At 63.1% G+C, this 23,138-nt stretch carries 23 protein-coding genes; 15 read left to right on the top strand and 8 right to left on the bottom strand.

The features are described from left to right. Positions 1–132 precede the first annotated feature (132 nt). From dksA to kynU, 7 genes are all read left to right on the top strand, one after another. A complete protein-coding gene (gene dksA, locus ACKTSM_RS00890) occupies positions 133–591 on the top strand; it encodes an RNA polymerase-binding protein DksA (RefSeq protein WP_407875267.1) in 459 nt (152 codons plus the stop codon). Between the two features lie 178 nt (positions 592–769). Then, positions 770–1,147 carry a PilZ domain-containing protein gene (locus ACKTSM_RS00885; RefSeq protein ID WP_407875266.1) on the top strand — a complete coding sequence of 126 codons (378 nt, stop codon included), beginning with the start codon at positions 770–772 and terminating at the stop codon, positions 1,145–1,147. A 76-nt stretch (positions 1,148–1,223) separates the two neighbouring features. Next, entirely contained in the window at positions 1,224–2,693 is a 1,470-nt protein-coding gene (locus tag ACKTSM_RS00880; protein WP_407875265.1) for an ABC transporter substrate-binding protein, read from the top strand. Positions 2,694–2,767: 74 nt separating this feature from the next. After that, positions 2,768–3,157: a DUF4112 domain-containing protein gene (locus tag ACKTSM_RS00875; protein WP_407875264.1), complete on the top strand. Its 390-nt coding sequence runs from the start codon at positions 2,768–2,770 to the stop codon at positions 3,155–3,157. Between the two features lie 35 nt (positions 3,158–3,192). Further along, a complete protein-coding gene (locus ACKTSM_RS00870) occupies positions 3,193–3,984 on the top strand; it encodes a tryptophan 2,3-dioxygenase (protein ID WP_407875263.1) in 792 nt (263 codons plus the stop codon). After that, on the top strand, positions 3,981–4,607 hold the full coding sequence (kynB, locus tag ACKTSM_RS00865) for an arylformamidase (protein WP_407875262.1): 627 nt from the start codon (positions 3,981–3,983) through the stop codon (positions 4,605–4,607). The genes ACKTSM_RS00870 and kynB overlap by 4 nt, the downstream gene beginning before the upstream one ends. Further along, positions 4,604–5,833, top strand: a complete 1,230-nt coding sequence (kynU, locus tag ACKTSM_RS00860; protein ID WP_407875261.1) for a kynureninase — start codon at positions 4,604–4,606, stop codon at positions 5,831–5,833. The genes kynB and kynU overlap by 4 nt, the downstream gene beginning before the upstream one ends. 3 nt (positions 5,834–5,836) lie before the next feature. Here the strand turns inward: kynU and ACKTSM_RS00855 are convergent, their stop codons facing one another. Further along, positions 5,837–6,568, bottom strand: a complete 732-nt coding sequence (locus ACKTSM_RS00855) for a Crp/Fnr family transcriptional regulator (RefSeq protein WP_407875260.1) — start codon at positions 6,566–6,568, stop codon at positions 5,837–5,839. 82 nt (positions 6,569–6,650) lie between these two features. Continuing rightward, a complete protein-coding gene (locus tag ACKTSM_RS00850) occupies positions 6,651–7,259 on the bottom strand; it encodes an HNH endonuclease (protein WP_407875259.1) in 609 nt (202 codons plus the stop codon). Between the two features lie 146 nt (positions 7,260–7,405). Here ACKTSM_RS00850 and gluQRS point away from each other — a divergent pair, with 146 nt between their 5' ends. The 5 genes from gluQRS (at position 7,406) to ACKTSM_RS00825 (ending at position 10,430) form a co-directional block, all read left to right on the top strand. Further along, positions 7,406–8,242 (top strand): tRNA glutamyl-Q(34) synthetase GluQRS, encoded by an 837-nt coding sequence (gene gluQRS, locus ACKTSM_RS00845; RefSeq protein WP_407875258.1) that lies wholly within the window; start codon positions 7,406–7,408, stop codon positions 8,240–8,242. Positions 8,243–8,268: 26 nt separating this feature from the next. Continuing rightward, positions 8,269–8,499, top strand: coding sequence for a hypothetical protein (locus ACKTSM_RS00840; RefSeq protein WP_407875257.1), 231 nt, complete (start codon positions 8,269–8,271; stop codon positions 8,497–8,499). 33 nt (positions 8,500–8,532) lie between these two features. Further along, positions 8,533–9,117 carry a cob(I)yrinic acid a,c-diamide adenosyltransferase gene (locus tag ACKTSM_RS00835; RefSeq protein ID WP_407875256.1) on the top strand — a complete coding sequence of 195 codons (585 nt, stop codon included), beginning with the start codon at positions 8,533–8,535 and terminating at the stop codon, positions 9,115–9,117. 63 nt (positions 9,118–9,180) lie between these two features. Then, entirely contained in the window at positions 9,181–10,050 is an 870-nt protein-coding gene (locus ACKTSM_RS00830; RefSeq protein WP_407876382.1) for a 3-hydroxyacyl-CoA dehydrogenase NAD-binding domain-containing protein, read from the top strand. Positions 10,051–10,103: 53 nt separating this feature from the next. Then, a complete protein-coding gene (locus tag ACKTSM_RS00825) occupies positions 10,104–10,430 on the top strand; it encodes a hypothetical protein (protein ID WP_407875255.1) in 327 nt (108 codons plus the stop codon). A 24-nt stretch (positions 10,431–10,454) separates the two neighbouring features. On the opposite strand, the gene mutS is transcribed toward ACKTSM_RS00825, so the two are convergent. After that, on the bottom strand, positions 10,455–13,052 hold the full coding sequence (gene mutS / locus ACKTSM_RS00820) for a DNA mismatch repair protein MutS (RefSeq protein ID WP_407876381.1): 2,598 nt from the start codon (positions 13,050–13,052) through the stop codon (positions 10,455–10,457). A 184-nt stretch (positions 13,053–13,236) separates the two neighbouring features. Between mutS and ACKTSM_RS00815 the strand changes: the two genes are divergently transcribed. Both ACKTSM_RS00815 and ACKTSM_RS00810 read left to right on the top strand, forming a co-directional pair. Continuing rightward, positions 13,237–15,498 carry an NADP-dependent malic enzyme gene (locus tag ACKTSM_RS00815; RefSeq protein ID WP_407875254.1) on the top strand — a complete coding sequence of 754 codons (2,262 nt, stop codon included), beginning with the start codon at positions 13,237–13,239 and terminating at the stop codon, positions 15,496–15,498. Between the two features lie 85 nt (positions 15,499–15,583). After that, a complete protein-coding gene (locus tag ACKTSM_RS00810) occupies positions 15,584–16,642 on the top strand; it encodes an aminotransferase class V-fold PLP-dependent enzyme (RefSeq protein WP_407875253.1) in 1,059 nt (352 codons plus the stop codon). Positions 16,643–16,716: 74 nt separating this feature from the next. Here ACKTSM_RS00810 and ACKTSM_RS00805 read toward each other — a convergent pair whose 3' ends face one another. From ACKTSM_RS00805 to ACKTSM_RS00795, 3 genes are all read right to left on the bottom strand, one after another. Continuing rightward, on the bottom strand, positions 16,717–17,217 hold the full coding sequence (locus tag ACKTSM_RS00805; RefSeq protein WP_407875252.1) for a ferritin-like domain-containing protein: 501 nt from the start codon (positions 17,215–17,217) through the stop codon (positions 16,717–16,719). A 131-nt stretch (positions 17,218–17,348) separates the two neighbouring features. Further along, entirely contained in the window at positions 17,349–18,578 is a 1,230-nt protein-coding gene (locus ACKTSM_RS00800; protein WP_407875251.1) for a DUF917 domain-containing protein, read from the bottom strand. 56 nt (positions 18,579–18,634) lie between these two features. Next, on the bottom strand, positions 18,635–19,336 hold the full coding sequence (locus ACKTSM_RS00795; RefSeq protein WP_407875250.1) for a tRNA (guanine(46)-N(7))-methyltransferase TrmB: 702 nt from the start codon (positions 19,334–19,336) through the stop codon (positions 18,635–18,637). 96 nt (positions 19,337–19,432) lie between these two features. On the opposite strand from ACKTSM_RS00795, the gene ACKTSM_RS00790 reads away from it, so the two are divergent. After that, entirely contained in the window at positions 19,433–20,644 is a 1,212-nt protein-coding gene (locus ACKTSM_RS00790) for a mechanosensitive ion channel family protein (RefSeq protein ID WP_407875249.1), read from the top strand. 63 nt (positions 20,645–20,707) lie between these two features. Here ACKTSM_RS00790 and ctrA read toward each other — a convergent pair whose 3' ends face one another. Further along, complete coding sequence (ctrA, locus tag ACKTSM_RS00785; protein WP_152433075.1) at positions 20,708–21,403, bottom strand: response regulator transcription factor CtrA; 696 nt, start codon at positions 21,401–21,403, stop codon at positions 20,708–20,710. Between the two features lie 233 nt (positions 21,404–21,636). Then, positions 21,637–23,133: an RNA polymerase factor sigma-54 gene (gene rpoN / locus ACKTSM_RS00780; protein ID WP_407875248.1), complete on the bottom strand. Its 1,497-nt coding sequence runs from the start codon at positions 23,131–23,133 to the stop codon at positions 21,637–21,639. Positions 23,134–23,138: the final 5 nt, after the last annotated feature.

Below are 23,138 nucleotides of genomic sequence, written 5' to 3'. Positions count from 1 at the left end.
TTGTGCCAACATACAGCCTTGCTATAGGCGCCGCAGCGTAACGACTTGCCTGGTGGAGGCGAGGAGGAGCGATGGAAATATCCACGCGCCTGACGGGACGGTCCTGAGGAAGTATTTGGGATTAGAGGACATATGCCAGCCGCCGCGCCTGAAGAAATCGACATCTTCGAAAAAGCAAAGAGCCTCGTGCCGCCGGACTATGTTCCGAGCGATGACGAGGAATACATGAACGAGCAGCAGCTCGCCTATTTCCAGATGTTGCTTATCGAGTGGAAGCGATCGATTCATTCGGCGGCAGGCCAGACGCTCCAATCACTTGCCGATGGCCCCATCCGCGAAGCCGACCTCAATGATCGCGCTTCGAGCGAGACCGACTGGGGTATCGAGCTGCGCACCCGCGATCGCCAGCGCAAGCTCGTTTCCAAGATCGACGCCGCCTTGCGGCGGATCGAGCAGGGCGAATACGGATATTGCGAAAAAACCGGCGACCCGATCGGGTTGCGCAGGTTGATTGCGCGCCCGGTGGCGACAATGACGGTCGAGGCGCAAGAGGCGCATGAGCGCCGCGAGAAGATTTCGCGCGACGATTGATCGCGCGCGCATCGTAATGTGTCTCACTGCGGGACGGCCCGACAATGCCTCGCTGCCGAGTGATTTGCATTAACGGCTGATTTACGGTGAACTCCTAGCAAGCCCGCATGCCTTTGCAACGATGGCGCTCAGCCGCCTGAGGCACTTGGGTGCCGAGTATCTGGGAGTGTGTGCGAAAATGACGGGTGTCGAGACTAGAACGGTGTCGCGCGACAGCCTGTTTCTGCTGGCAAGTGTCAGGGTCGAACAGGACGACGAACAGCATCGCGTTCGCGTGCGCAATCTTTCCGATGGCGGAATGATGGGCGAAGGCCCGATCCGCATCCAGCGAGGCAACAGGGTCGAAATCGAGCTGCGCAATATCGGCGCTGTTCAGGGCAGCGTTGCCTGGGTGCAGGATCAGCGCTTCGGCATCGCATTCGACGAGGAAATCGATTCGCATCTCGCCAGGACAGGCAATGCGGGGACCAAGTCAGATTGTCCCAACACCATCGTTTCAAGTGCGCATCGCGCTCCGCCGCCGCCGCCGCAACCGAGCGGGCTCCGCAAGGTCTAGACCAATCGCGAGAATCCGCAGTGCGCCATGAGACAGTGCGCTGACGCACTGCGCGCAAGCTGCTAGTCCGGCTGGCGTGAAACGAATCTGCTGCGCCATCCTCGCCTGTTTCCTGCTTTCATCCTGCGGTGGATCGGGAGAAAGCGGGCCGGTCGATATCGCCATTATCGGGACACCTGACGCGCTGATCGAACGCGGCGTCAGGCTGTCGCCGGCTGGACAGCACATGCGCGCCGCCACGCAGGAGGGGCTGGTCGGCCTCGATCCGACCGGGCAGGTTGTGCCAGCACTCGCCGAACGCTGGATCGTGACCGATGACGGGCTCAGCTACATTTTCCGGCTTCGCGATTCCGACTGGCCCGATGGTGAGCCGATCACTGCGCGGGACATCAATGAGCGGCTGCGGGAGACCATTCGCAGCCTTGAGGGGACGACGCTGGGGCTCGATCTCGCAAAGGTCACCGAAGTGCGCGCAATGACCGGGCGGGTGATCGAATTGCGGCTATCGGGGCCGATGCCAGAATTCCTTCGGCTACTCGCCCAACCCGAAATGGGCCTGACTCGCAATGGTGCGGGAACCGGTCCCATGATGGCAGCGGAAAGGGATGAAGCCGGGCTGGTGACACTCGAGGTCCTGCCGCCAGAGGCGCGCGGCCTGCCGGCACGCGAGGACTGGGAAGAGATGTCGCGGGCCTTGCGCGTGCAGGCTCTCTCGGGCCGGGAAGCGGTCGATGCCTTCGCTTCCGGCGAAGTCGATCTGCTGCTCAATGGGTCGATCGAGACCTTTCCGATGGCACAGCTCGGCCCGTTGTCGCGCGGAAATGTGCAGGTCGACCCGGCGCTTGGCCTGTTCGGATTGATCTTTCGCAGCGACGAGGGCGTGCTTGCCGACCCTGCCAGGCGCGAGGCGCTATCCATGGCGATCGACCGGGCCGAACTGATACAGCCCTTCGGTCTCGGGGGGTGGCAGTCGAGCACCTGGATCGTCCCGCAGGACATGTTCTCGCCCGCGCAATACCCGGCCACGCGCTGGAGCGGGCAGAGCATTGCGCAGCGCCGGAACACCGCACGTCAGCGCATTACTGCCTGGGAAAATGCCACCGGCGCGAACGCGGTCATACGGGTCGGCCTGCCTGACGGGCCGGGCAGCGACCTGCTCTTCACCCAGCTTGCCGCTGCCTGGCGCACGATCGGTGTCGAGGCAGTCCGGACAGGATTGGGCCAGGGCGCCGAACTGGAATTGCGAGACCGGCTGGCCCGCTATTCCTCGCCGCGTTGGTTTCTCAATCAGCTCAATTGCGCAATCGAGATCGGCCTGTGTTCGGAACGGGCCGATACTTTGGTCAGGCAGTCTCTCGCCCAGCGCGACCAGGAAGCAAAGCAGGCCCTTCTCGCCGAGGCGCACAGGGAAATGGTCGAAGCCGAGGTCTTCATTCCCTTCGGGGTTCCGGTGCGCTGGTCGCTCGTTCGCGGCGCCGTGAACGGCTACGAGGCCAATCCGTGGGGCCTGCACCCCTTGTTCCCGCTGTCGCAGCCCTCCACATAGGATTTTTCAAGGAGGCTCAGATGGATCGTCCTGAAGGATTGCAACCCGACGCGGCACCCCAGAAACCGAGGGCCATGGGTATCGAACTGCCCATGGGCGCCGATCCGGCTGCCGTGCGCAAGCGCGTCGAGGCGATGGAAATGCTGCTCGAACGCAGTTTCCGGATCCCCGGCGTCAATGTCCCTGTCGGACTCGACGCGATCATCGGGCTGGTCCCGGTAATCGGCGACCTGATCAGCAGCGCGATGGGGGCCTATATCGTTTGGGAAGGTCGCAATCTCGGCCTCTCGCGCTGGCAGCTTTCGCGCATGGGGGCCAATGTCCTTTTCGACGCTCTGCTCGGACTGGTTCCGATTGTCGGCGACGCGGCTGATTTGGTGTTCCGATCGAACACCCGCAATCTGCGCATCATCCGCCGCCACCTCGACAAGCATCACCCGCAGACCAGAATAATCGAGGGCTAGTTCCCTTCGTTCGCTCAGCGCGCTATCGGACCGCCATGTCCAGCAACGTCACCTATTCCAGCTACCTCGAACTCGACAAGGTGCTGAACGCCCAGCATCCCGCATCCAGGGCGCATGATGAAATGCTTTTCATCATCGTGCACCAGGCGGGCGAACTCTGGCTGAAACTGTGCCTGCACGAACTGGGACTGGCCCGCGAACACATTGCCGCAGATGACCTGCGTCCGTCGTTCAAGATGCTGGCACGGGTAGCGCGCGCCCAGGAACAGCTGATCCAGAGCTGGGACGTCCTGAGCACCATGACCCCTCATGATTATTCCAAGGTCCGACCGCATCTCGGCACCTCTTCGGGGTTTCAGTCGGCGCAGTACCGGATGATGGAATTCGTGCTGGGCGGACGCGATGCAAAGCATGTCTCGCTGCATGGCGAGAACGGCGATTGGGCCGCCGCCCTCGAAGAGGAACTGGCCCGCCCGAGCCTGTACGACACCGCTATCGGGCTGCTCGAGCGGCGGGGCTTTGCCATCGATCCGGGCGTGACCGAACGCGATTTGCGCGCGCGATATTTGCATCACGACAGCGTCGAGGCTGCCTGGGCAGAAATCTACCGCAATCCCCAGGAACACTGGGATTTGTACGAACTGGCAGAAAAGCTGGTCGATCTCGAATATCACTTCCAGCGCTGGCGTTTCGGCCACCTCAAGACCGTTGAACGCATTATCGGGTTCAAGAAGGGCACCGGCGGAACGCCTGGCGTTCCCTATCTGGCAAGCGTGCTCAAACAGGCGTTCTTCCCCGAATTGCTCAGCGTGAGGACGGCGATTTGACCCGCAGGATCTGGGATATCTCGCAGCGGCTGCGGCCCGGCCTTCCGGTCTGGCCCGACGATACCGCGTTCCGGCAAGAGCGCACCTGGCAGATGGAAGACGCTTCGCCGGTCAATGTCTCGGCGCTGACCCTGTCGACCCATTCGGGTGCACACGCGGATGCCCCGCTTCATTATGCCACCGACGGCGCCGATATCGCGAGCGTCGACATCGCGCCTTATCTGGGCGAATGCCTGGTCATCGATGCAAGGGGCGTCGGCCCGCTGATAGAGGTCGCCGACCTTCCTCATCTCCAGAGTGCTGACAGGGTGCTTTTCCGCACGTTCGAACGCTTCCCCCATTCGGATTGGGAGAGTGAAACGACCGCGATCGCCGCCGCCACGATCGAATGGCTCGCGGTGCAAGGCGTCAAGCTGGTCGGGATCGATGGGCCTTCGATCGACCCGCAATCGTCAAAGACCATGGACGCGCACAAGGCCGTCCATCGCCATGACCTGCGCGTCCTCGAGGGGCTCGTCCTCGATGACGTGCCCGAGGGCCGCTATGAACTGATCGCGCTGCCGCTTCCGATCGTCGGCGGAGATGCCTCTCCCGTGCGCGCTGTTCTGCGAGCGCTCGCATGACAGATCACCTGATCGCTTCGGCGCGCGAACACGACCGCGCCGACCCGCTCGCCAAGTTTCGCGAGCGGTTCTTTGTCCCTGACGGGGTCACTTATCTCGACGGCAATTCGCTCGGATGCCTTCCGCGCAAGACCCCAGAGGCGATGGACCGCGCCATTCGCCAGGAATGGGGCACGGGCCTCATCGGGTCATGGAATGATGCCGGCTGGTTCGAGATGGGCACACGTGTCGGAGCGAAGATCGCGCCCCTGATCGGCGCCGCGCCAGACGAGGTGCTCGCATGCGACAGCACCAGCGTGAACCTGTTCAAGCTGATCGCCGCGGCGCTCGCAATGCGCCCCGGGCGAAAGGTTGTCCTGTCCGAACCGGGCAATTTCCCAACCGATCTCTACATGATCGAAGGGCTCGAACGGCAGGGTCTCGCATCCCGCCGGCTGGCCGCCCGCGGCGATCTCGAGGCAGCGCTCGGCGACGATGTCGCGCTGCTGATGCTCACCCATGCGCACTACAAGACCGGCGAGCTTTTCGACATGGAGCGGCTAACACGCGCCGCCCACGATGCGGGCGCGCTGGTCCTGTGGGATCTTTCGCACAGCACGGGCGCTCTCCCCGTCGATCTGCACCGCTGCAACGCCGATTTCGCGGTTGGATGCGGTTACAAATATCTGTGCGGAGGCCCGGGCGCACCGGCTTTCGCCTATGTCGCCAGGCGGCACCAGGCGCAGCTCAGACAGCCCTTGACCGGCTGGTTCGGCCATGCGCGCCCCTTTGCCTTCTCCGACGATTATCAGGCCGCACCGGGTATCGAGCAATTGCAGTGCGGTACCTCGCCTGTGCTCGGCCTGACGGCCCTCGAAGTCGGGGTCGAACTCATCGCCGAAATCGGAGTGGAACGGCTTTACGAGAAATCGCGCGCTCTTTCGGAATTCTTCCTCGAAGCGCTTAGAACCAGCGGCGTCGCGCTCGAACTGGTCAGCCCCGGCGATAGCGCCAACCGCGGCAGCCAGCTCTCTTTTCGCCACCGTGATGCCTATGCCATCTCCCAGGCTCTGATCGCCCGCAAAGTGATCGGTGATTACCGCGAGCCGGACATTCTGCGGCTCGGTTTCGCGCCGGCCTATCTGCGCTTTATCGACATGGCCGAGGCGGCGCGTCACCTTTGTGAGGTCGTGCAAGGCGAGGAGTGGCGCAACCCCGAATTCAACCGCCGCGCGGCGGTCACCTGACGATCATTCGGCCGATTCGAACCAGCTGATGTCGAGATCCTCATAGCGGTCGCGGAACTGGCCGATGCGGGCCAGATCGTCGGGACGAAGGATGTGCACCATATCGCCCTTGCGCGCGATCAGGCCTTCGTGATCCATTGACCGGATCAGCCGGTTCACCTGGACTTCGGTGAGACCGATGCAATCGCCAATCTGGGATTGCGTCAGGCCGATGCGGAAACAGTTTTCAGGCGTGATGCCTGTGAGCCTGCGCCTCGCCCAGATCTCCAGCAGCAATGCAGCCAGCCGGGAGCGCCCCCGTGTTCGGCCCACCGAAACGAGCCGGTCGTTCAAAATAGCATTTTCGAGCGCTGCGAAGGTGTAGAAAATGGCCGCGAGGCGCGGAAAATCGCGAAAGGCCCTCGCCAGCTGCGAACGCGGAAACCCGAACAGCACCGATGGCTGGAGCACGGTGATCGACTGGGTCGCATGGGTGAAGGGGACATTGGCACTGCCCACGATGTCGCCAGCATAATAGAGCCGCGTGATCGCCCGCTCGCCATTCGGCAGGTCGGTCGAAGCAAACAGGCGGCCCTCATCGATGAGGAACAGGCTGTCAGGCTCGTCCAGTTCACTTGCGACCAGCAAGGCGCCCGCGTCGTAGGATCTTGGGTTGATTGCCAGCTTCTCCAGCACAGCCGCCTCTTCTTGACGCAGCGCGTCAAGGCGACCGTATTTTGCCAGCAGATGCTTCATGTGCGCGTTCTAGGACTCGGATTGCGCTGACCCATGCCAAGACAACCGCGACAGACGGCGCTCGTTCCCGCAAGCGCGATCATCACGGTTCGAGTTCGACGTCCCAGTAGAGCCAGTCTCGCCATGTCTCGTGCAGGTAATTGGGCGGGAACATCTTGCCATGCTGCTGCAATTGCCAGCTCGTGGGCCGGATCGGGTTCATCCGCACCGGCATGTGCGCCTGCTTTGGAGTGCGCCCGCCCTTCTTCATGTTGCAGGGTGCGCAGGCAGTGATGATGTTTTCCCAGGTGGTCTTGCCCCCGAGCCGCCGCGGCATGACGTGATCGAAGGTCAGGTTGTTCGCGCTTCCGCAATATTGGCATTCGAACCGATCGCGCAGAAAGACATTGAAGCGGGTGAAAGCGGGAAAGGCGCTCTGCTTCACATATTGCCGCAGCGCAATCACGCTCGGGATCTTCATGTCGAGACTGGGGGAATGCACTTCGCGTTCGTAGCTCTCTACGATATCGACGCGGTCCAGGAACACGGCCTTGATGGCGGTCTGCCATGGCCACAGGCTGAGCGGATAATAGGATAGCGGCGTATAATCGGCATTGAGGACAAGCGCCGGGCAGGACGACAGGTTGCGTGTCGGGTCCTGCTCGGTGCTTCTGAACCGGGCGGCGTTTTCGATCAGTTCCGCTTGAAACATCGGTTCTTGCGCTCCTGCCTGATTGCGAGAGAACATGCCGCGCGTCCAGACGGACTGATAGACGTGCTCACTGCGCTATCCACAGTCGGAATATTCACCGGCGCGAAGGATAGCGCAACAAAATGTCCTGTGGCATGGCCGCGGCCATGGATAGCCCCTTGCCGATCGTGACCCGTTTCGCTCCGAGCCCCAATGGCCGGCTGCATCTGGGCCATGCTTTCTCGGCAATCGTGGCGCATGATCTGGCAATGGAGGCAGGGGGCCGGTTCCTGCTTCGTATCGAGGATATCGACGGGCCGCGCTCTCACCCCGAACTTGCAGACGAGTTTCGCCGCGATCTCGAATGGCTCGGCCTCGAATGGGAGGAGGTCCCGGCGCAATCGACGCGGCTGGCAAGCTACGAGGCCGCGGCAGACCGGCTCACCGAACGCGGTCTCGCCTATCGCTGCCGCTGCACGCGCAAGCAGATCGCCGCGCTCCCGAGGCGCACAGGCAGCGACGGGTTCGAATATTCCGGGTCGTGCCGCGAGACCTGCGGCCCGGCCGACGGGCAAGGGCCGGCGGCGCTGCGGCTCGACATCGATCGGGCAATGCGCGCGGCGGGTGAGGTTGTCTGGGTCGATGCCTATGCTGGCAGCGTCATCGCCGATCCCCGCGAGTTCGGCGATGTCGTGATCGTGCGCAAGGATTTGCCCGCCAGCTACCATCTCGCCGCCACTCTCGACGACGCGGCCGACGGGGTCACCTTGGTCACGCGCGGCTCTGACCTGTTCGATTCGACGCATGTGCACCGGGTCTTGCAGGCCCTCTTGGACCTGCCGGTGCCAGATTGGCATCACCACAAGCTGATCCTCGACGATGACGGAGAAAAGCTTGCCAAAAGGCGCGGTTCGCCGCCGCTTTCAGCGCGCAGGGATAGCGGCGATGATGGCCTGATGCTTGCCGAGCAACTGCGGTTGCACAAAACTGAGGCTGGAACTTAATGCGCTTAGCGCCCATTTGTTTGTCCATGAACTATATCCTCATCCCCCTGCTCGTCATCCTCGTCCTCATGGTCGTCGTTTCGCTGATCCGCGGGGTGATAGCGTTCATGAAGACGACCAAGGTCGATCTCGAAAGCGGGAAGGGTGAGACCGCGGCCGACATGCAGTTGATGCAGAACAAGGCAATGTTCGCGCGCATCAAGTATCAGGCCGCGGCGGTCGTGGTGGTCGCGGTGATCGCACTCCTCGCAAGCTAGACGCGCGCGTGGCGGCGTCCTAGGGCGCCTTGCATGGTCAAGCTCAACAAGATTTACACGCGCACCGGCGATGACGGCACGACCGGTCTCGTCGATGGCTCTCGCACATCGAAACATTCCCTGCGCATCGCTGCGATCGGAGCGGTGGACGAGGCCAACAGCGTGATCGGCTTTGCCGCCTGTGGCTTTGCGCAAGGCCCGCACCATGCGCGCCTTCACCGGATCCAGAACGACCTGTTCGATCTCGGTGCTGACCTCGCGACGCCCAAGGGCGCTCTCGACGGCGAAGGCTTCGAGCCCGGCGAGATGGTGCTGCGCGTCGTCAGCGCGCAGGTCGACTGGCTCGAACGCGAGATCGATGCGCTCAACGAGCAGCTCGAACCCCTGACCAGTTTCGTCTTGCCGGGCGGGAACGAGGCCGCCGCGCGCACTCACCTTGCCCGCGCTTCCTCTCGCGCGGCCGAGCGCGCAGTCACCGCTCTGGCGGAAATCGAACCTGTCAATCCGGCCGCGAGCGCCTATCTCAACCGGCTTTCGGACCTGCTCTTTGTTCTAGCCCGGGTGGCAAATGACGAGGGGCGTTCGGACGTGAAGTGGGTGCCGGGCGCTAACCGCTAGCGCTGGCCCTTCTTCCTCGCTAGTGAGCCCCCCTTGCGGCAGCCAGCGAAGGACAAGGAAATGATGCGCAACATCGCCATAATCGGCGCCGGGCAGATGGGCACCGGCATCGCCCAGACAGTGGCCGCCCACGGCATGAAGGTCATGCTGTCCGATATCGACCTTGCAACCGCGAAGGCAGGCAAGGCGAGAATCGACAAGGCGCTTGTCAAGCTGGCCGGTCGCGGCAAGATCGAGGCCGACGAAGCCGAAGCGCTTCTCGCTCGGATCACCCCTGTCGCCGACTACGAACCGTTGGCATCGGCCGACCTCATCATCGAGGCGGCGACCGAGAAGGAAGCGATCAAGAACGCGATCTTCGAAAGCGCGGGCAAGGTGCTCGGTCCGACCGCGATCCTTGCATCGAACACCAGCTCGATACCGATCACGCGCATGGCGAATCATTCGCCCGATCCCGAACGCTTCATCGGGCTGCATTTCTTCAATCCGGTGCCGGTGATGGGACTGATCGAAGTCATACCCGGCCTCGCCACCGCGCAGGTTACCACGGACAGGGTGACCACTTTTGCCGAGGGGCTCGGAAAGCAGGTCGTCACCAGCCAGGACGAGCCGGGCTTCGTAGTCAATCGCATCCTCCTGCCGATGATCAACGAGGCGGTGTTCGTGCTGGGCCAGTCGACCGCGGGGATCGAGGATATCGACAAGGGGTGCAGGCTCGGGCTGAACCATCCGATGGGGCCGCTGCAACTGGCAGATTTCGTCGGGCTCGACACCTGCCTCGACATCATCAACGTGCTCTATCAGACCACCAAGGACACGAAGTACCGGCCCGCTCCGCTGCTGGTGAAATATGTCGAGGCTGGCTGGCTTGGTCGCAAGACCGGTCGCGGCTTTTACGACTATAGCGGCGAGGCGCCGGTCCCGACGCGTTGAATCTCGGAACCCGCCCTGCGGTGACCCCGTTGGATGTGCAAAGGAGAATTTGCATGACCGACGAGAAGAAGGTTCTGAGCCAGGAAGAGCGCCAGTCGCATCTCGCGCCCGAAACCCACAATGACGAACAGGACGATCACCGCAGCCAGGCGCAGGAAGTCGCCGAGCAAGCGGTGGAGCGCAGCGGAGGCGCGGACGCGCCGACCGAGGGCCTGAAGGTTGCCAGCCCGTCCGTCGATGGCGTTGCGGGATCAGAGACCGACGTGATCGACGAGATGCGCGAAATGGAAGACAGCGGCAAGATCGATAACGGCGCCTATGCCGGCGAACCCAATCACGACGACAACACGTCGAAATTCATCGATCAGTCCGAAGACTAGGATCGTAACTTCGGCTCTGCGGGGTCAGTCGATCGAACGCCTGATATCATACAGCAGGTCGAGCGCATCGCGTGGTGAGAGCGCGTCGAGGTCGAGATCGCGGATGCGTTCGGCCAGGGCGTGCTCGGGAGATGGCTCGGGCTCGGCGGAACCGGCGGCGGCGAACAGGGGCAATTCGCCTAGACCCGCGGCAAGACCGCCGGTCTCGCTGCGCGCGGATTCGAGCTTTTCGAGCACGTGCCTTGCGCGCTTCACGACCGGCGCGGGAACCCCGGCAAGCTTGGCCACGGCCAGTCCGTAGGAACGGTCCGCCGGGCCATCTCCCAGCTCGTGGAGAAGCACGAGATCGCCCTTCCACTCGCGCGCGCGGACGTGATGCAGGGACAGGTTCTCGCAGCTTTCGGCGAGCCGCGCCAGTTCGTGGTAATGGGTCGCGAACAGGCAGCGGCAGCCGATTTCAGAGTGCACCGCCTCGACCACTGCCCAGGCAAGCGCCAGCCCGTCATAGGTCGAGGTGCCTCGCCCGACCTCGTCCAGGATCACGAAGCTGCGCGCGCTCGCCTGGCACAGGATTGCGGCGGTTTCGACCATCTCGACCATGAAGGTCGAGCGTCCCCTGGCGAGATTGTCCGAAGCCCCGACCCGGCTGAACAGGCGATCGACGAGCCCGATCTTCGCGCTGGAAGCGGGGACGTAGCATCCCGCCTGCGCCATCAGCACGATCAGCGCGTTCTGGCGCAGGAATGTCGACTTGCCGCCCATATTGGGCCCGCCGATCAGCCAGAGTCGATCGCTTTGCGAAAGGTTGCAATCATTCGCGACGAAACGTTCGCCGGCCTTTGCGAGGGCGGCTTCGACGACCGGGTGGCGGCCGCTTTCGATCTCCAGTCCTGTCTCCTCATGGATGACGGGTTCGCACCATTCGCCCTCGGCGGCGCGTTCGGCATTGCTCGCCGCGACATCGATCCGTGCGAGCGCGGAGGCGCAGCGGGCAATCGTGTCGCTGCACGCTGTCACCATGCCGACCAGCGTTTCGAAATGGGCTTCTTCGGCAGCAATTGCCCTGCCGCCCGCTTCGGCGATGCGTGAGGCTTCTTCGTGCAGGACGAGCGAATTGAACCGCACCGCGCCCTTCATCGTCTGGCGATGGGTGAAGCCGCTATCGGGCGCCATCAGGGTATCGCCATGCCTGCTGGGCACTTCGATGAAATAGCCGAGCACACCGTTGTGCTTGATCTTGAGCGAAGCGATTCCGGTCTCTTCCCGGTATCGCGCCTCGAGAGCGGCAATCGCGCGGCGCGCATTCCCCGATGTCTCGCGCAATTCATCGAGAGTTGGATCATAGCCTTCCGCGATGAAACCGCCGCCACTTCTCTCGGTCGGCGGGGAGGCGATGAGCGCTCGGGTGAGGTGATCGGTCAGTTCGCCGTGGCCCGCCATCGCGGGTAGCAGGTCGTCGAGCAGCCTGGGGCGATCGTCCTCGCGCTCGAGCCAATCCCTGAGGCTCGCAGCTTCGGCGAGCCCGTCGCGGATCTGCCCCAGATCGCGCGGACTGCCGCGCCCTGCAACGACCCGGCCGAGCGCGCGGCCGATATCGGGCAGCCCCCGCAAGACCTCGCGCAGCCGTGCTCTTTCGATCGGGCGACTGTGCCAGAACCGCACCAGCGCGAGGCGCTCATCGATCATCTCCCGGTCCAGCAGGGGTGCGGACAGGTCTTCGGCGAGCAGCCGCGAACCCGCGCCGGTCGAACAGCGATCAAGGGCGGCAAGCAGGCTGCCCTTGCGGCCCCCTTGCTGGCTTTCGACGATTTCGAGGCTTGCCCGGGTGGCCTCGTCCATGACCATGCCGGCATTGGCTGGCCTGATCACCGGGGGGAGCAGCAAAGGCAGGGTGCCGCGCCCGACATGGTCGAGATAGCCGACCAGACCGCCCGCCGCTGCCAGCATCGCGCGCGAGAACGTGCCGAACCCGTCGAGCGTCGCCACGCCATGCAGCGATGCAAGCCGGTCTTCGCCAAAATTGCTGGAAAATGCGCCCTGATCGTGCGGGGTCGCGTTTTCAGGGCCGTGCGCCCATCCTTCGGGAACGACGATTTCGGTCGCGCCGAGCCGCGCGAGCTCGGAGCCGAGCATGTCGGGGTCGCAATCCTCCAGCACCACCGCGCCGGTCGAGATATCGCAGCTCGCCATCCCGATGCTTCCGCGCACTTCTGCCAGCGCGACCAGACGGTTGGCACTGCGCGGGTTGAGCAGCGCTTCCTCGGTCAATGTGCCAGCGGTCACGAAACGCACGATACGCCGCGCCACGAGCGCCTTCGAGGCTGGCTTGCCCTCGCGCTTGGCACGGGCCTTGGCCTCTTCGGGTGTCTCGACCTGCTCGGCGATGGCGACGCGTTGGCCCGCCCTGATCAGTCTTGCCAGATAACCGTCGGCCGAATGCACCGGCACGCCGCACATCGCCACAGGCGCTCCGTCGTGCTCACCGCGCGATGTCAGCGCGATATCGAGAATTTCGGCGGCGATCTTTGCGTCGTCGAAAAACAGTTCGAAGAAATCGCCCATCCGGTAGAACAGCAGCGATCCCTCCGCCTCGCGCTTGAGCGCGAGATATTGCTCCATCATCGGAGTGGGCTTGGACCCGGGGCGAGTTGCGGTTCTGGCTGCCATTCGCGCGCGACTAAGCCAGCGTGGTGCCGATTCGGAAAGAGACGGTTTGCGGCCTTTCCACGCACTTGGCCCCTATCATCTGCAACCGCCGCGGGTTAAACGCTTGCGCAACACGCAATTTGGCCATTGGGGAATATTGATGGCGGGACAGAACAAGGGCGGCTTCACCAGCCGCGAGGCGCTTTTCTATCACGAGACCGGGCGTCCGGGTAAGATTGAGATCGTCGCGACCAAGCCGATGACATCGCAGCGGGATCTCAGCCTCGCCTATTCGCCGGGTGTTGCGGTCCCGGTCGAAGCGATCGCGGAAGATCCGTCGCTCGCGGCGCGCTACACTGCCAAGGCAAACCTCGTAGCGGTAATTTCGAACGGCTCGGCCATCCTTGGCCTCGGAAATCTCGGCGCGCTTGCCTCGAAGCCGGTGATGGAAGGCAAGGCGGTCCTTTTCAAGCGTTTCGCCGATGTCGATTCGATCGATATCGAGCTTGCGACCGAGGACCCCCAGGCCTTCATCGAGGCGGTTGCCCTGATGGAGCCGACATTCGGCGGTATCAATCTCGAAGACATCAAGGCTCCCGAATGCTTCATCATCGAGGCTGCCCTGCGCGAGCGAATGAATATCCCGGTGATGCACGATGACCAGCACGGCACCGCGATCATCACCGCGGCAGGTCTGCTGAACGCCTGCTATCTCACCGACCGCAAGATCGAGGACGTCAAGGTCGTCGTCAACGGCGCGGGAGCGGCCGCGATTGCCTGCACCGAGCTGGTCAAGGCGATGGGCGTGCGGCCCGACAATGTCATCATGTGCGACCGTTCGGGTCCGATCACTCCCGGGCGCGAAGGGATCGACCAGTGGAAGAGCGCGCACGCGGTCGAGACCGATGCAACCACGCTCGAGGAAGCACTCAAGGGTGCTGACATCTTCCTTGGCCTGTCGGCAGCCGGCGCTCTCAAGCCCGATTGGGTCAGGCACATGGCCGACAAGCCGATCATCTTCGCGATGGCCAATCCGGTCCCCGAAATCATGCCCGACGATGCCAAGGCGGTCCGCCCCGACGCGATCATCGCCACCGGGCGCAGCGATTTTCCCAACCAGGTCAACAATGTTCTCGGTTTCCCGTTCATCTTCCGCGGCGCGCTTGACGTGCAAGCGACGACGATTAACGAGGAAATGAAGGTCGCGGCGGCTACCGCGATCGCGGAACTTGCGCGCGAGCGTGTGCCCGAAGAGGTCGCGAGCGCCTATGGCAAGAACCAGAAATTCGGGACCGACTACATCATCCCGGCGCCCTTCGATCCGCGGCTGATCGAAGTGGTCTCCTCCGCGGTCGCCAAGGCGGCAATGGAATCGGGTGTGGCCAAGGCCCCGATCGAGGATTTCGAAGCCTATTCGGTGCAGCTACGAAGCCGCCTCAACCCGACAACTTCGGTTCTGACCGGGGTCTATAACGAGGCCAAGGCCAATCCCAAGCGGATGGTATTTGCCGAGGCCGAAGAGGAAGTGGTCCTTCGCGCCGCGATCCAGTACCGCGATTTCGGCTATGGCACCCCCGTCCTTGTCGGCCGCACCAAGGCGGTGATGGACAAACTCCACCAATTGTCGGTTTCGGATCCGGGCGGGTTCGAAATCCAGAATTCTGCTGACAGCAAGCACGTGCCCGAGATGGTCGACTATCTTTACAAGCGGCTTCAGAGGCGCGGCTATACCGAGCGCGATGTCCGCCGCATGGTCAATCAGGAGCGCAATGTCTTTGCTGCCCTGCTGGTCGCGCTCGGCCATGGCGACGGACTCATCTCGGGGCTCACACGGACCTTTGCCCAGACGGCAAAGGAGATAAACCGGGTCCTCGATCCCAAGCCCGATGCCTTGCCATTCGGCATCCACATGATGATCGGCAAGAACCACACCACCTTCCTTGCGGATACGACAATCAACGAACGGCCCTCGTCCGAGCAGCTTGCGCATATTGCGTGCGAGACCGCTGCGGTGGCGCGGCGCATGGGGCACGAACCGCGTGTGGCGTTCCTGTCCTATTCGACCTTCGGCAATCCGCCGGGCCAGTGGCTCGACAATATTCGCGAGGCTGTGGCGATCCTCGATCGCGACGGCGCCGACTTCGAATATGAAGGCGAGATGGCACCCGATGCCGCGCTCAACCCTGCGGTTATGAAGCTCTATCCGTTCAGCCGTCTGTCGGCGCCGGCCAATGTGCTCGTCATGCCGGGCCTTCAGTCGGCCAACCTGTCGGCAAAGATGCTGCGCGAGCTCGGAGCGAACACGACGGTGGGGCCAATGCTGATCGGGATGGAAAAACCCGTCCAGATCGCCCCGATGACCGCCGCTGCCCCCGACGTGCTCACTCTCGCAGTGTTGTCGAGCGCGGGCATTGTCGGCTGATCGGCACGCGCGGCCGGATCCGATCGCGTGCCAGCGCGCGCGCTTTTCGATCCCCGACGGCGTCCACTATCTGAACTGCGCCTATATGGCGCCGCTTTCGAACGATGTCGTCGCGGCCATGGACGAGGCCGTGCGAGCCAAGGCCCGGCCCTGGCAGATCAAGCCGGCTGATTTCTTCTCGGTCTGCGAGCGGTTTCGCCAGAGCGCGGCGAGAATTGCCGCGGTTGATGCCGATGCGATCGCGATCATGCCTTCGGTCAGCTACGCGCTCGCAGTGGCGGCGAAAAACCTGTCGTTTGCGCCCGGCCAGAACATCGTCACGCTTGCTGACCAGTTTCCGTCGAACATCTATGTCTGGCGCAAACTTGCGCAGGAACGGCAGGGGACCGTCAGGACTGCCCGCCGCGATGCAGACGATTGCTGGACTGCCGCGGTTCTCGACGCGATCGGTCCGGACACCGCTATCGTGGCAGTCCCGCATTGTCATTGGGCGGACGGACGATTGGTCGATCTCGAGCAGGTGGCCGAGGCGTGCCGGCAGACCGGGGCTGCTATCGTGCTCGATCTCACCCAGTCGCTCGGCGCGCTGCCCGTGGACTTGAATCGGATCAAGCCCGATTTCGCGGTGGCAGCGTGCTACAAGTGGCTTATGGGCCCGTATGGCGTGGCCATGTGCTACGTCGATCCGCGTCACCACGTGGGCGAGCCAATCGAGAACAACTGGATCAACCGCGCGGGCTCGCAGGATTTCGCGAGGCTGGTCGACTACCGGGACGATTTCCAGCCCGGGGCACGCCGGTTCGACATGGGCGAGAAATCGAACCCGCCGCTCCTCGAAGGCGCGCGCGAGGCGATGGAATTCCTGCTGGAATTCGGGATTGAGCGGATTGGGGCGCACCTCACCGCCTTTACCGCCGAGATCGCCGCTCAGGCGGCGAGCGTAGGGCTTTCGTCTGCTCCAGTCGGGAAAAGGGCTGGCCATTTCCTGTCGCTCGACCTGCCGCGCGATATGGCTGCGGGCCTGCCTGACAGGCTGGCGCAGGACGAAATCTTCGTTTCGGTGCGCGGGAATTCCCTGCGCGTCACGCCGCATCTCTATAATGACGACACCGATATCGGAGCGGTGATCGGCGCCCTGGGCTGAACGCAAAAGGGCCCGGCAATGCGCCGAGCCCTCTACGTTTGTTCAGGTCATTTCGAGGTGACCAGTCGCGGCGTTCAGGCGGCCATCGCTTCCTTGTTGACTTCGCCGGTCGCGATATCGGTCATGCGGCGATCGCCATCATAGGTGTTGTCGAGCATGGCCTGGAGCTTCTCGGCATCCTGTTCGAGGCCAAGCCGCTTGGCAAAGGCAAGCGCGGTGCCGTAGCCGGCAAGCGCATAGTGCGTCATGCGCTGATACTGCGTGATGATCGAGGCATCGAGAACGTCCTTGTCGGAAATATCGGCGTTGAGCGCGTGGGCCTTGGCTTCCTTGACGAGGCCTTCCATGCCCTTGCAGAACTCGCCTTCGGGATCGGCACCGTGGCCTTCGATCAGGCTCTTCACCTTTTCGAGACCCTGCGAGATCCCGTTCGCGCCGTCATCGAGCGCTTTCTTCAGGTCGTCAGTCGAGGCGGCATCGCGCAATTGCTTGGTCACTTCGAGCGCCTGCTTGTCGGCGCTGTGAATGTCCTGGAGTTGGTCGATGTAAAGGTCCTTGAGAGTGCGGATGGTCATATCTTGAATCCTCAGATTTGATTTGCGTTTGCCTGACCAACGGGTCGCGCGCCGCAACCGTTCCGGAAAAACCACAGGAAATCCGCAAGATAGGACGAGCTGCATCGTCGCTGCGATCAGTCGCGAGGCTGTCAGCCGAGCCGGCGCTCGATCGGGACATAGTCGAGATCAAACCCGAAATAGCGCGGTGAGAAGACCGCCATGCCCGCATCGGTGCGCCATATCGGGTCGCAGCGGAAACCGAGCACCGCGACGTCCTGTCCGCGCTCGTAACCGGGGTTGACGATGCCATCGCCGCTTGCGCGGTCGATCACGCTGATCAGGTCGGGACACGTCGCCACGACCTCGCCGTCGCGCCGCGCGACGAGGTGCTCGTTCTTGACCTCGGTCACGAGGCTCTGGCCGGCAAAGTCCCCGGTGCCGGCGATCCGGACCTCGCCGACGAGAAACCCGTCCTCGTCCCGCCATTCAAAACCGGAAACCCGCCCGGTGAACAGCAGGTAGCCGTCGCCTGCTTCGCGCGCAGCCTCGACCGGGTCATCGCCGGCTGCCTTGGCCGTGCGAACGGCAGCACCGATGGCCATTGCGAGCGTCAGGCTGCCGGTAACGAGCACGCCATCGCGCTTGGCCTCGGCGCCGGTGATCGGGCTGTCGGTAACGCCGCATTCGCGGCTTGCCACGGCGACAGAGCGAAGGATGTCTTCCGCCCGGCTCGGGTCGCCTAGCGTTTCGACCACCATTGTGTCGCCGAACGGGGTTGCCGCACCGATCGGAGTGAGGTCGAGGCCGGCGACCTTGACCGAGTGCTGGTTGATCTCGGGCACCGCGCGACCGACCGTGTCGGCATCGAGCGCCGGCCGCCCCAGGCGCGCGGCAATCGACAGGCCCTCGGCCAGGCTGAGCGGTCCGATTTCGCCCATGATGACCCCGGCAAAGCGCTGGTCCATATGGCGTTCGAGCGTTTCGAAAGCGGCCTGTACCGGCTCTTCGACCCGGGCGTCGAGAGCATCGAGCCGCGCCTGCATTTCGGCGCTGGTCTGCGCGAGGCTGGCGAGGCCATAGGGGCAAGCGACCCTGTCTTCGTCGTCGAGCGCGGCGACAGGCAGCATGGTGAAGGCGTGGCCGGCGGCAAGGTCGCTCGCGATCAGTTCGCGGGCTGCGGACAGGCTGCCGCCGCCGCCGGTCCCGAGATAGGAGGACCCGACCAGCGCATCTTCGAGAGCGGTTGCATCGAGCGGGACGGCGGCTGCATTGGCAGGGCGCTCGCTCGCCTCTTCTCCTCCCACGCCAAGCTCGCGGCAAGCCGAAAGCGTCCCTGCCGCAATGACGAGCCCGCCAAGAAATTGTCGCCGCGATGCCATGCCTGTCCCTCCCGATAAACGAAGGACAACGTGCAATGCGAAGCGGCAAATGGCAATCAGCGACGGCGGAAGCGGAAATACCAGATTTCGTGGCCGAACTTGTCGCGCGCCTTTTGCTCGTAGCGCGTCTCGCACCATCCGCTCGGGCGGTTCTGCCAGTCGCCCGGGCCTTCCGCGACCCATTCGAACACGTCCGCAAACCGTTGCATCACCATCAGCGCGTGGCGGACATAGATCGGGTGATCGGTGCCGAAGCGAAATTCTCCGCCCGGCTTGAGCTTGTCTGCGATCAACCGGACCGGACCGTCATTCATCATCCGCCTCTTGGCATGGCGCGCCTTGGGCCACGGATCGGGGTGGAGGAGATAGGCCATGGTGAGAGCGCCGTCAGGTATCCGTTGAAGGACCTCGATCGCATCGCCGTGATGGAGGCGAACATTCGACAGCCGCGCTTCGTCGACATGGGTCAACGCCTGAGCGACGCCGTTCAGGAAAGGCTCTGCCCCGATGAAGCCGTGATTGGGCAGAAGGTCGGCGCGATAGGCGAGGTGTTCGCCCCCGCCGAAACCGATCTCGAAATGCAAGGGGCAATCCTCGCCGAACAGCGCCTGTGAGGTCACCGCCCCGGTTTCGGGGACCGCGATCTGGGGCAGGAGATCGTCCACCAGCTTTTGCTGACGAGCGCGCAGGGGCTTACCGACGCTGCGGCCGTAAAGCCGGCTCAGGGTGGTGGGGTCGCCTTCCTTGTATGCGGTCATGCCGGGCGCGCTAGTCGCGCGGTGCGGGCGTTGTCCAGTCACAATTATCGCATTGCCCGGTTGAGCGGGGCAGAAGCGCAGCTATATCGCGCCGAGATGAACCGGATTATCGAACTTTTCGCCGAGCAGCCCGATTGGGCGCAGACCACGATCGCTTTGGCTGGGCTGATGATTGCCGCGCTGGCGGTCAATTTCCTGCTGAAAAAAGTGATCCTGCGCGCCGCAGCGCCCTATCTCGACCGCAATTCGCTGACCATCGACAAATCGGCGGCCTGGTTTGCGACCGTGGCGCCTCTGCTGATCATTTCGAACGGCATCTGGCACGTGCCCAATCTGCCGGCCAATGTGACCACGGTGATCGCCAATGTGGCGCAGGCCTTGATCGTGCTGTCGGTCGCCATGGGGATCGTGCGCGCGCTCGGCTATGCCAACGAGGTCTACGAGCGTCTTCCGACCTCGCGCAATCGCCCGATCAAGGGTTATGTCCAGGTCGTGAAGATCGTGGTGCTGTGCGCGGCTGCGATCGTGCTCGTATCGGTCCTGATCGACGAAAGCCCGCTGTTGCTGTTGTCGGGGCTGGGCGCGATCACCGCGGTACTGCTGCTGGTGTTCAAGGACACGATCCTCAGCCTTGTCGCGAGTGTCCAGCTGACGACAAACGACATGCTTCGCGTCGGCGACTGGATCACCATGCCGAGCATGGAGGCCGATGGCGACGTGATCGACATCTCGCTTCACACGGTGAAGGTCCAGAACTTCGACAAGACCATCACCACTATTCCTACCCACCGTCTCGTCTCGGACGCCTACCAGAACTGGCGCGGGATGAGCGAAAGCGGCGGTCGGCGGATCAAGCGTTCGATCGTGCTCGATCAGAACACCATCCGGTTCCTCGACGATGACGAGGTCGTCGCGCTCAAGAAGTTCAAGATGCTCAAGCAATACCTTGCCGCCAAGCGCGAGGAAATCGCGGATTGGAATGCGCGCGAACTCGATGGAGAGGATGCGCCGGTCAATGCCCGCAGGCTTACCAATATCGGCACCTTGCGAGCCTATATCGTCGCCTATCTGCGCTGGCATCCGCGCATCGGCAAGGACTTCACGCTGCTTGTTCGCCAGCTGCCGCCGGGGCCGCAGGGACTTCCGATCGAGATATACGCCTTCACCGACACCACCGTTTGGAACGAATATGAAGCCATCCAGGCCGACATTTTCGACCACCTTCTCGCGATTGTCGGTGAATTCGACCTTCGCCTCTTCCAGGAGCCGACAGGGCGCGATCTTGCCTATGCGCTGGAGCGAGGCTGAAAGCCCAAAAGCAAACGCCCGAGGCGTTTCCACCCCGGGCGTCTCGCTGAAAGGATCGGATGATCAGGCCGCTTCGGCCTCGGCATCGGGATCGCGCAGGACATAGCCGCGGCCCCAGACGGTCTCGATGTAGTTCTCGCCGCCGCAGGCATGGCTGAGCTTCTTGCGCAGCTTGCAGATGAACACGTCGATGATCTTGAGCTCGGGTTCGTCCATTCCGCCATAAAGGTGGTTGAGAAACATTTCCTTGGTCAGGGTCGTGCCCTTGCGAAGCGAGAGCAGCTCGAGCATCGCGTATTCCTTGCCGGTCAGGTGGACGCGCGCGCCATCGACTTCGACTGTCTTGGCATCGAGGTTCACGGCCAGCTTGCCGGTGCGGATAATCGACTGGCTGTGGCCCTTCGAACGGCGCACGACGGCGTGAATGCGGGCGACCAGTTCTTCGCGATGGAAAGGCTTGGTAACGTAATCGTCGGCACCGAAGCCGAACGAGCGGATCTTGCTGTCCATCTCAGCGATGCCCGAAAGGATCAGGACCGGCGTCTGCACCTTGGCGACACGCAGCTTCTTGAGCACGTCATAGCCGTGCATGTCGGGCAGGTTCAGGTCGAGCAGGATGATGTCGTAATCATACAGCTTGCCCAGATCGAGACCCTCCTCGCCAAGGTCGGTCGAGTAGACATTGAAGCCCTCGGTCGTGAGCATGAGCTCGATGGCCTTGGCGGTTGTCGGCTCGTCCTCAATCAGAAGCACTCGCATTTCCGGTCCCCTAGTTGCCCCATGTGCAGGCATGGTCTGCTTGGTAACGCCTCATAAAGAGATGTTGCCCTCTATTAACCACACAAGGTCTGAACGGAAAAGGTTAATTTACCGTAAACCCGCAGAACTCCACGAGTCGCACGCGGTAATACGTAGTCGGGCGAGGCGGTGCGAAGCGTATTTGCGGGCCCATATGGCGGGCCTTGCGTGCGGACTGTCGATCCGGGCGCGACCTAACCCAGGGTCGCCAGTTTCTTCTGGCGGCGACGCTGGGCGCTCGACCCGATCCCGATAGCCTCCCGATATTTGGCGACGGTGCGCCGTGCAAGGTCGAAGCCTTCTTCCTTGAGCAGATCGGCCAGCTTCTGGTCGCTCAGGACCTTTTTTGGGTCCTCGGCGTCGGTCAGCGCCTTGATCCGCGACTTGATCGCTTCGGATGACGCGCCTTCGCCATCGCTCGACGCGACACCGCTGGTGAAGAAATATTTGAGTTCGAAGCACCCGCGATCGCAATGAAGGTACTTGTTGCTCGTGACCCGGCTGACAGTGCTTTCATGCATGTCGATCTGCTCTGCCACTTCGCGCAATGTCAGCGGGCGCAATTCGGAAACGCCGCGCCGGAAGAAGCCGTCCTGTTGTTTTACGATTTCCGCAGCGGTCTTGAGGATGGTTTTCTGCCGCTGGTCGAGCGCGCGGATCAGCCAATGCGCATCGGCGAGCTTTTCCTTGAGCCACCCGCGGGTCTGTTCGTCGGGCCTGCCTTGCGAGAGCTGGACGTAATAGCTGCGGTTCACCACGAGCCGGGGCAGCGTCTCTTCGTTGAGCCTGATGTCCCAGTCCCCGTCATCGCGGGTGCTCAACAGGACATCGGGCACGACCGCGTCGCTGGAAGCAGGTGCGAATGCCAGCCCCGGCTTGGGATCGAATGCGCGCAATTCGCGCAGGAGATCGGCGAAGTCTTCATCATCGACCCGGCACAGCCTCTTGAGCTGCGCGACCTCGCCCCTTGCGACCAGGTCGAGATTGTCGAGCAAGGCCTTCATGCAAGGATCGTACCGGTCGGCCTCGCGCGCCTGGAGGGCCAGGCATTCGGCCAGGTCTCGCGCGCCGACGCCGGTGGGATCGCACATCTGGACGACTTCGAGCGCATCCTCGACGCAATCGCTGTCGACCCCGAGATCGTCGGCAATGTCAGCAAGGTCGGCGGTCAGGTAACCCGCTTCATCGAGCAGGCCGGCGATATGGCGCGCCACAAACGCCTCGCGCGGATTGCACGCAAGCGCGCCGATCTGCTGGTCGAGATGGTCGGCAAGCGAAAGATCGGCGGCGCGGTTCTCCTCGATGCCGGGGAGGTCCTGCGAGGCTCCGGGCGAACTGGCGGCCGATCCCCACTCCGCGTCGCCAATCGCGCGTCCATCGCCCGTGTCGCGGTCGCGGTCGAGCGCCGACGAATCGATATCGAGCGGTGCTTCGCTCTCGCCCTTGCCCTGGGCTATCAGCTGGTCGGAGGAGAATTCCTCACGCGGAATGTCTCCGCCATCATCGCCGTTGTCACCGTCTTCGCGCGATACCGCCCCTGCCTCGAGCAGCGGATTGGCTTCCAGCGCGTCCGCGATGAAGGTCTCGATTTCGAGATTGGATGCCGCCAGCAGCTTGATTGCTTGCTGCAGCTGGGGGGTCATGACCAGCTGTTGCGATTGTCGAAGGTCTAGGCGGGGGCCGAGGGCCATCGTAT

It is taken from the genome of Qipengyuania nanhaisediminis, from assembly GCF_045862805.1.
In the GTDB taxonomy this organism is placed as follows: domain Bacteria; phylum Pseudomonadota; class Alphaproteobacteria; order Sphingomonadales; family Sphingomonadaceae; genus Erythrobacter; species Erythrobacter nanhaisediminis_A.
Note: the sequence above shows the minus strand (reverse complement) of the source record. Positions and strands in the feature narration are given on the sequence as shown.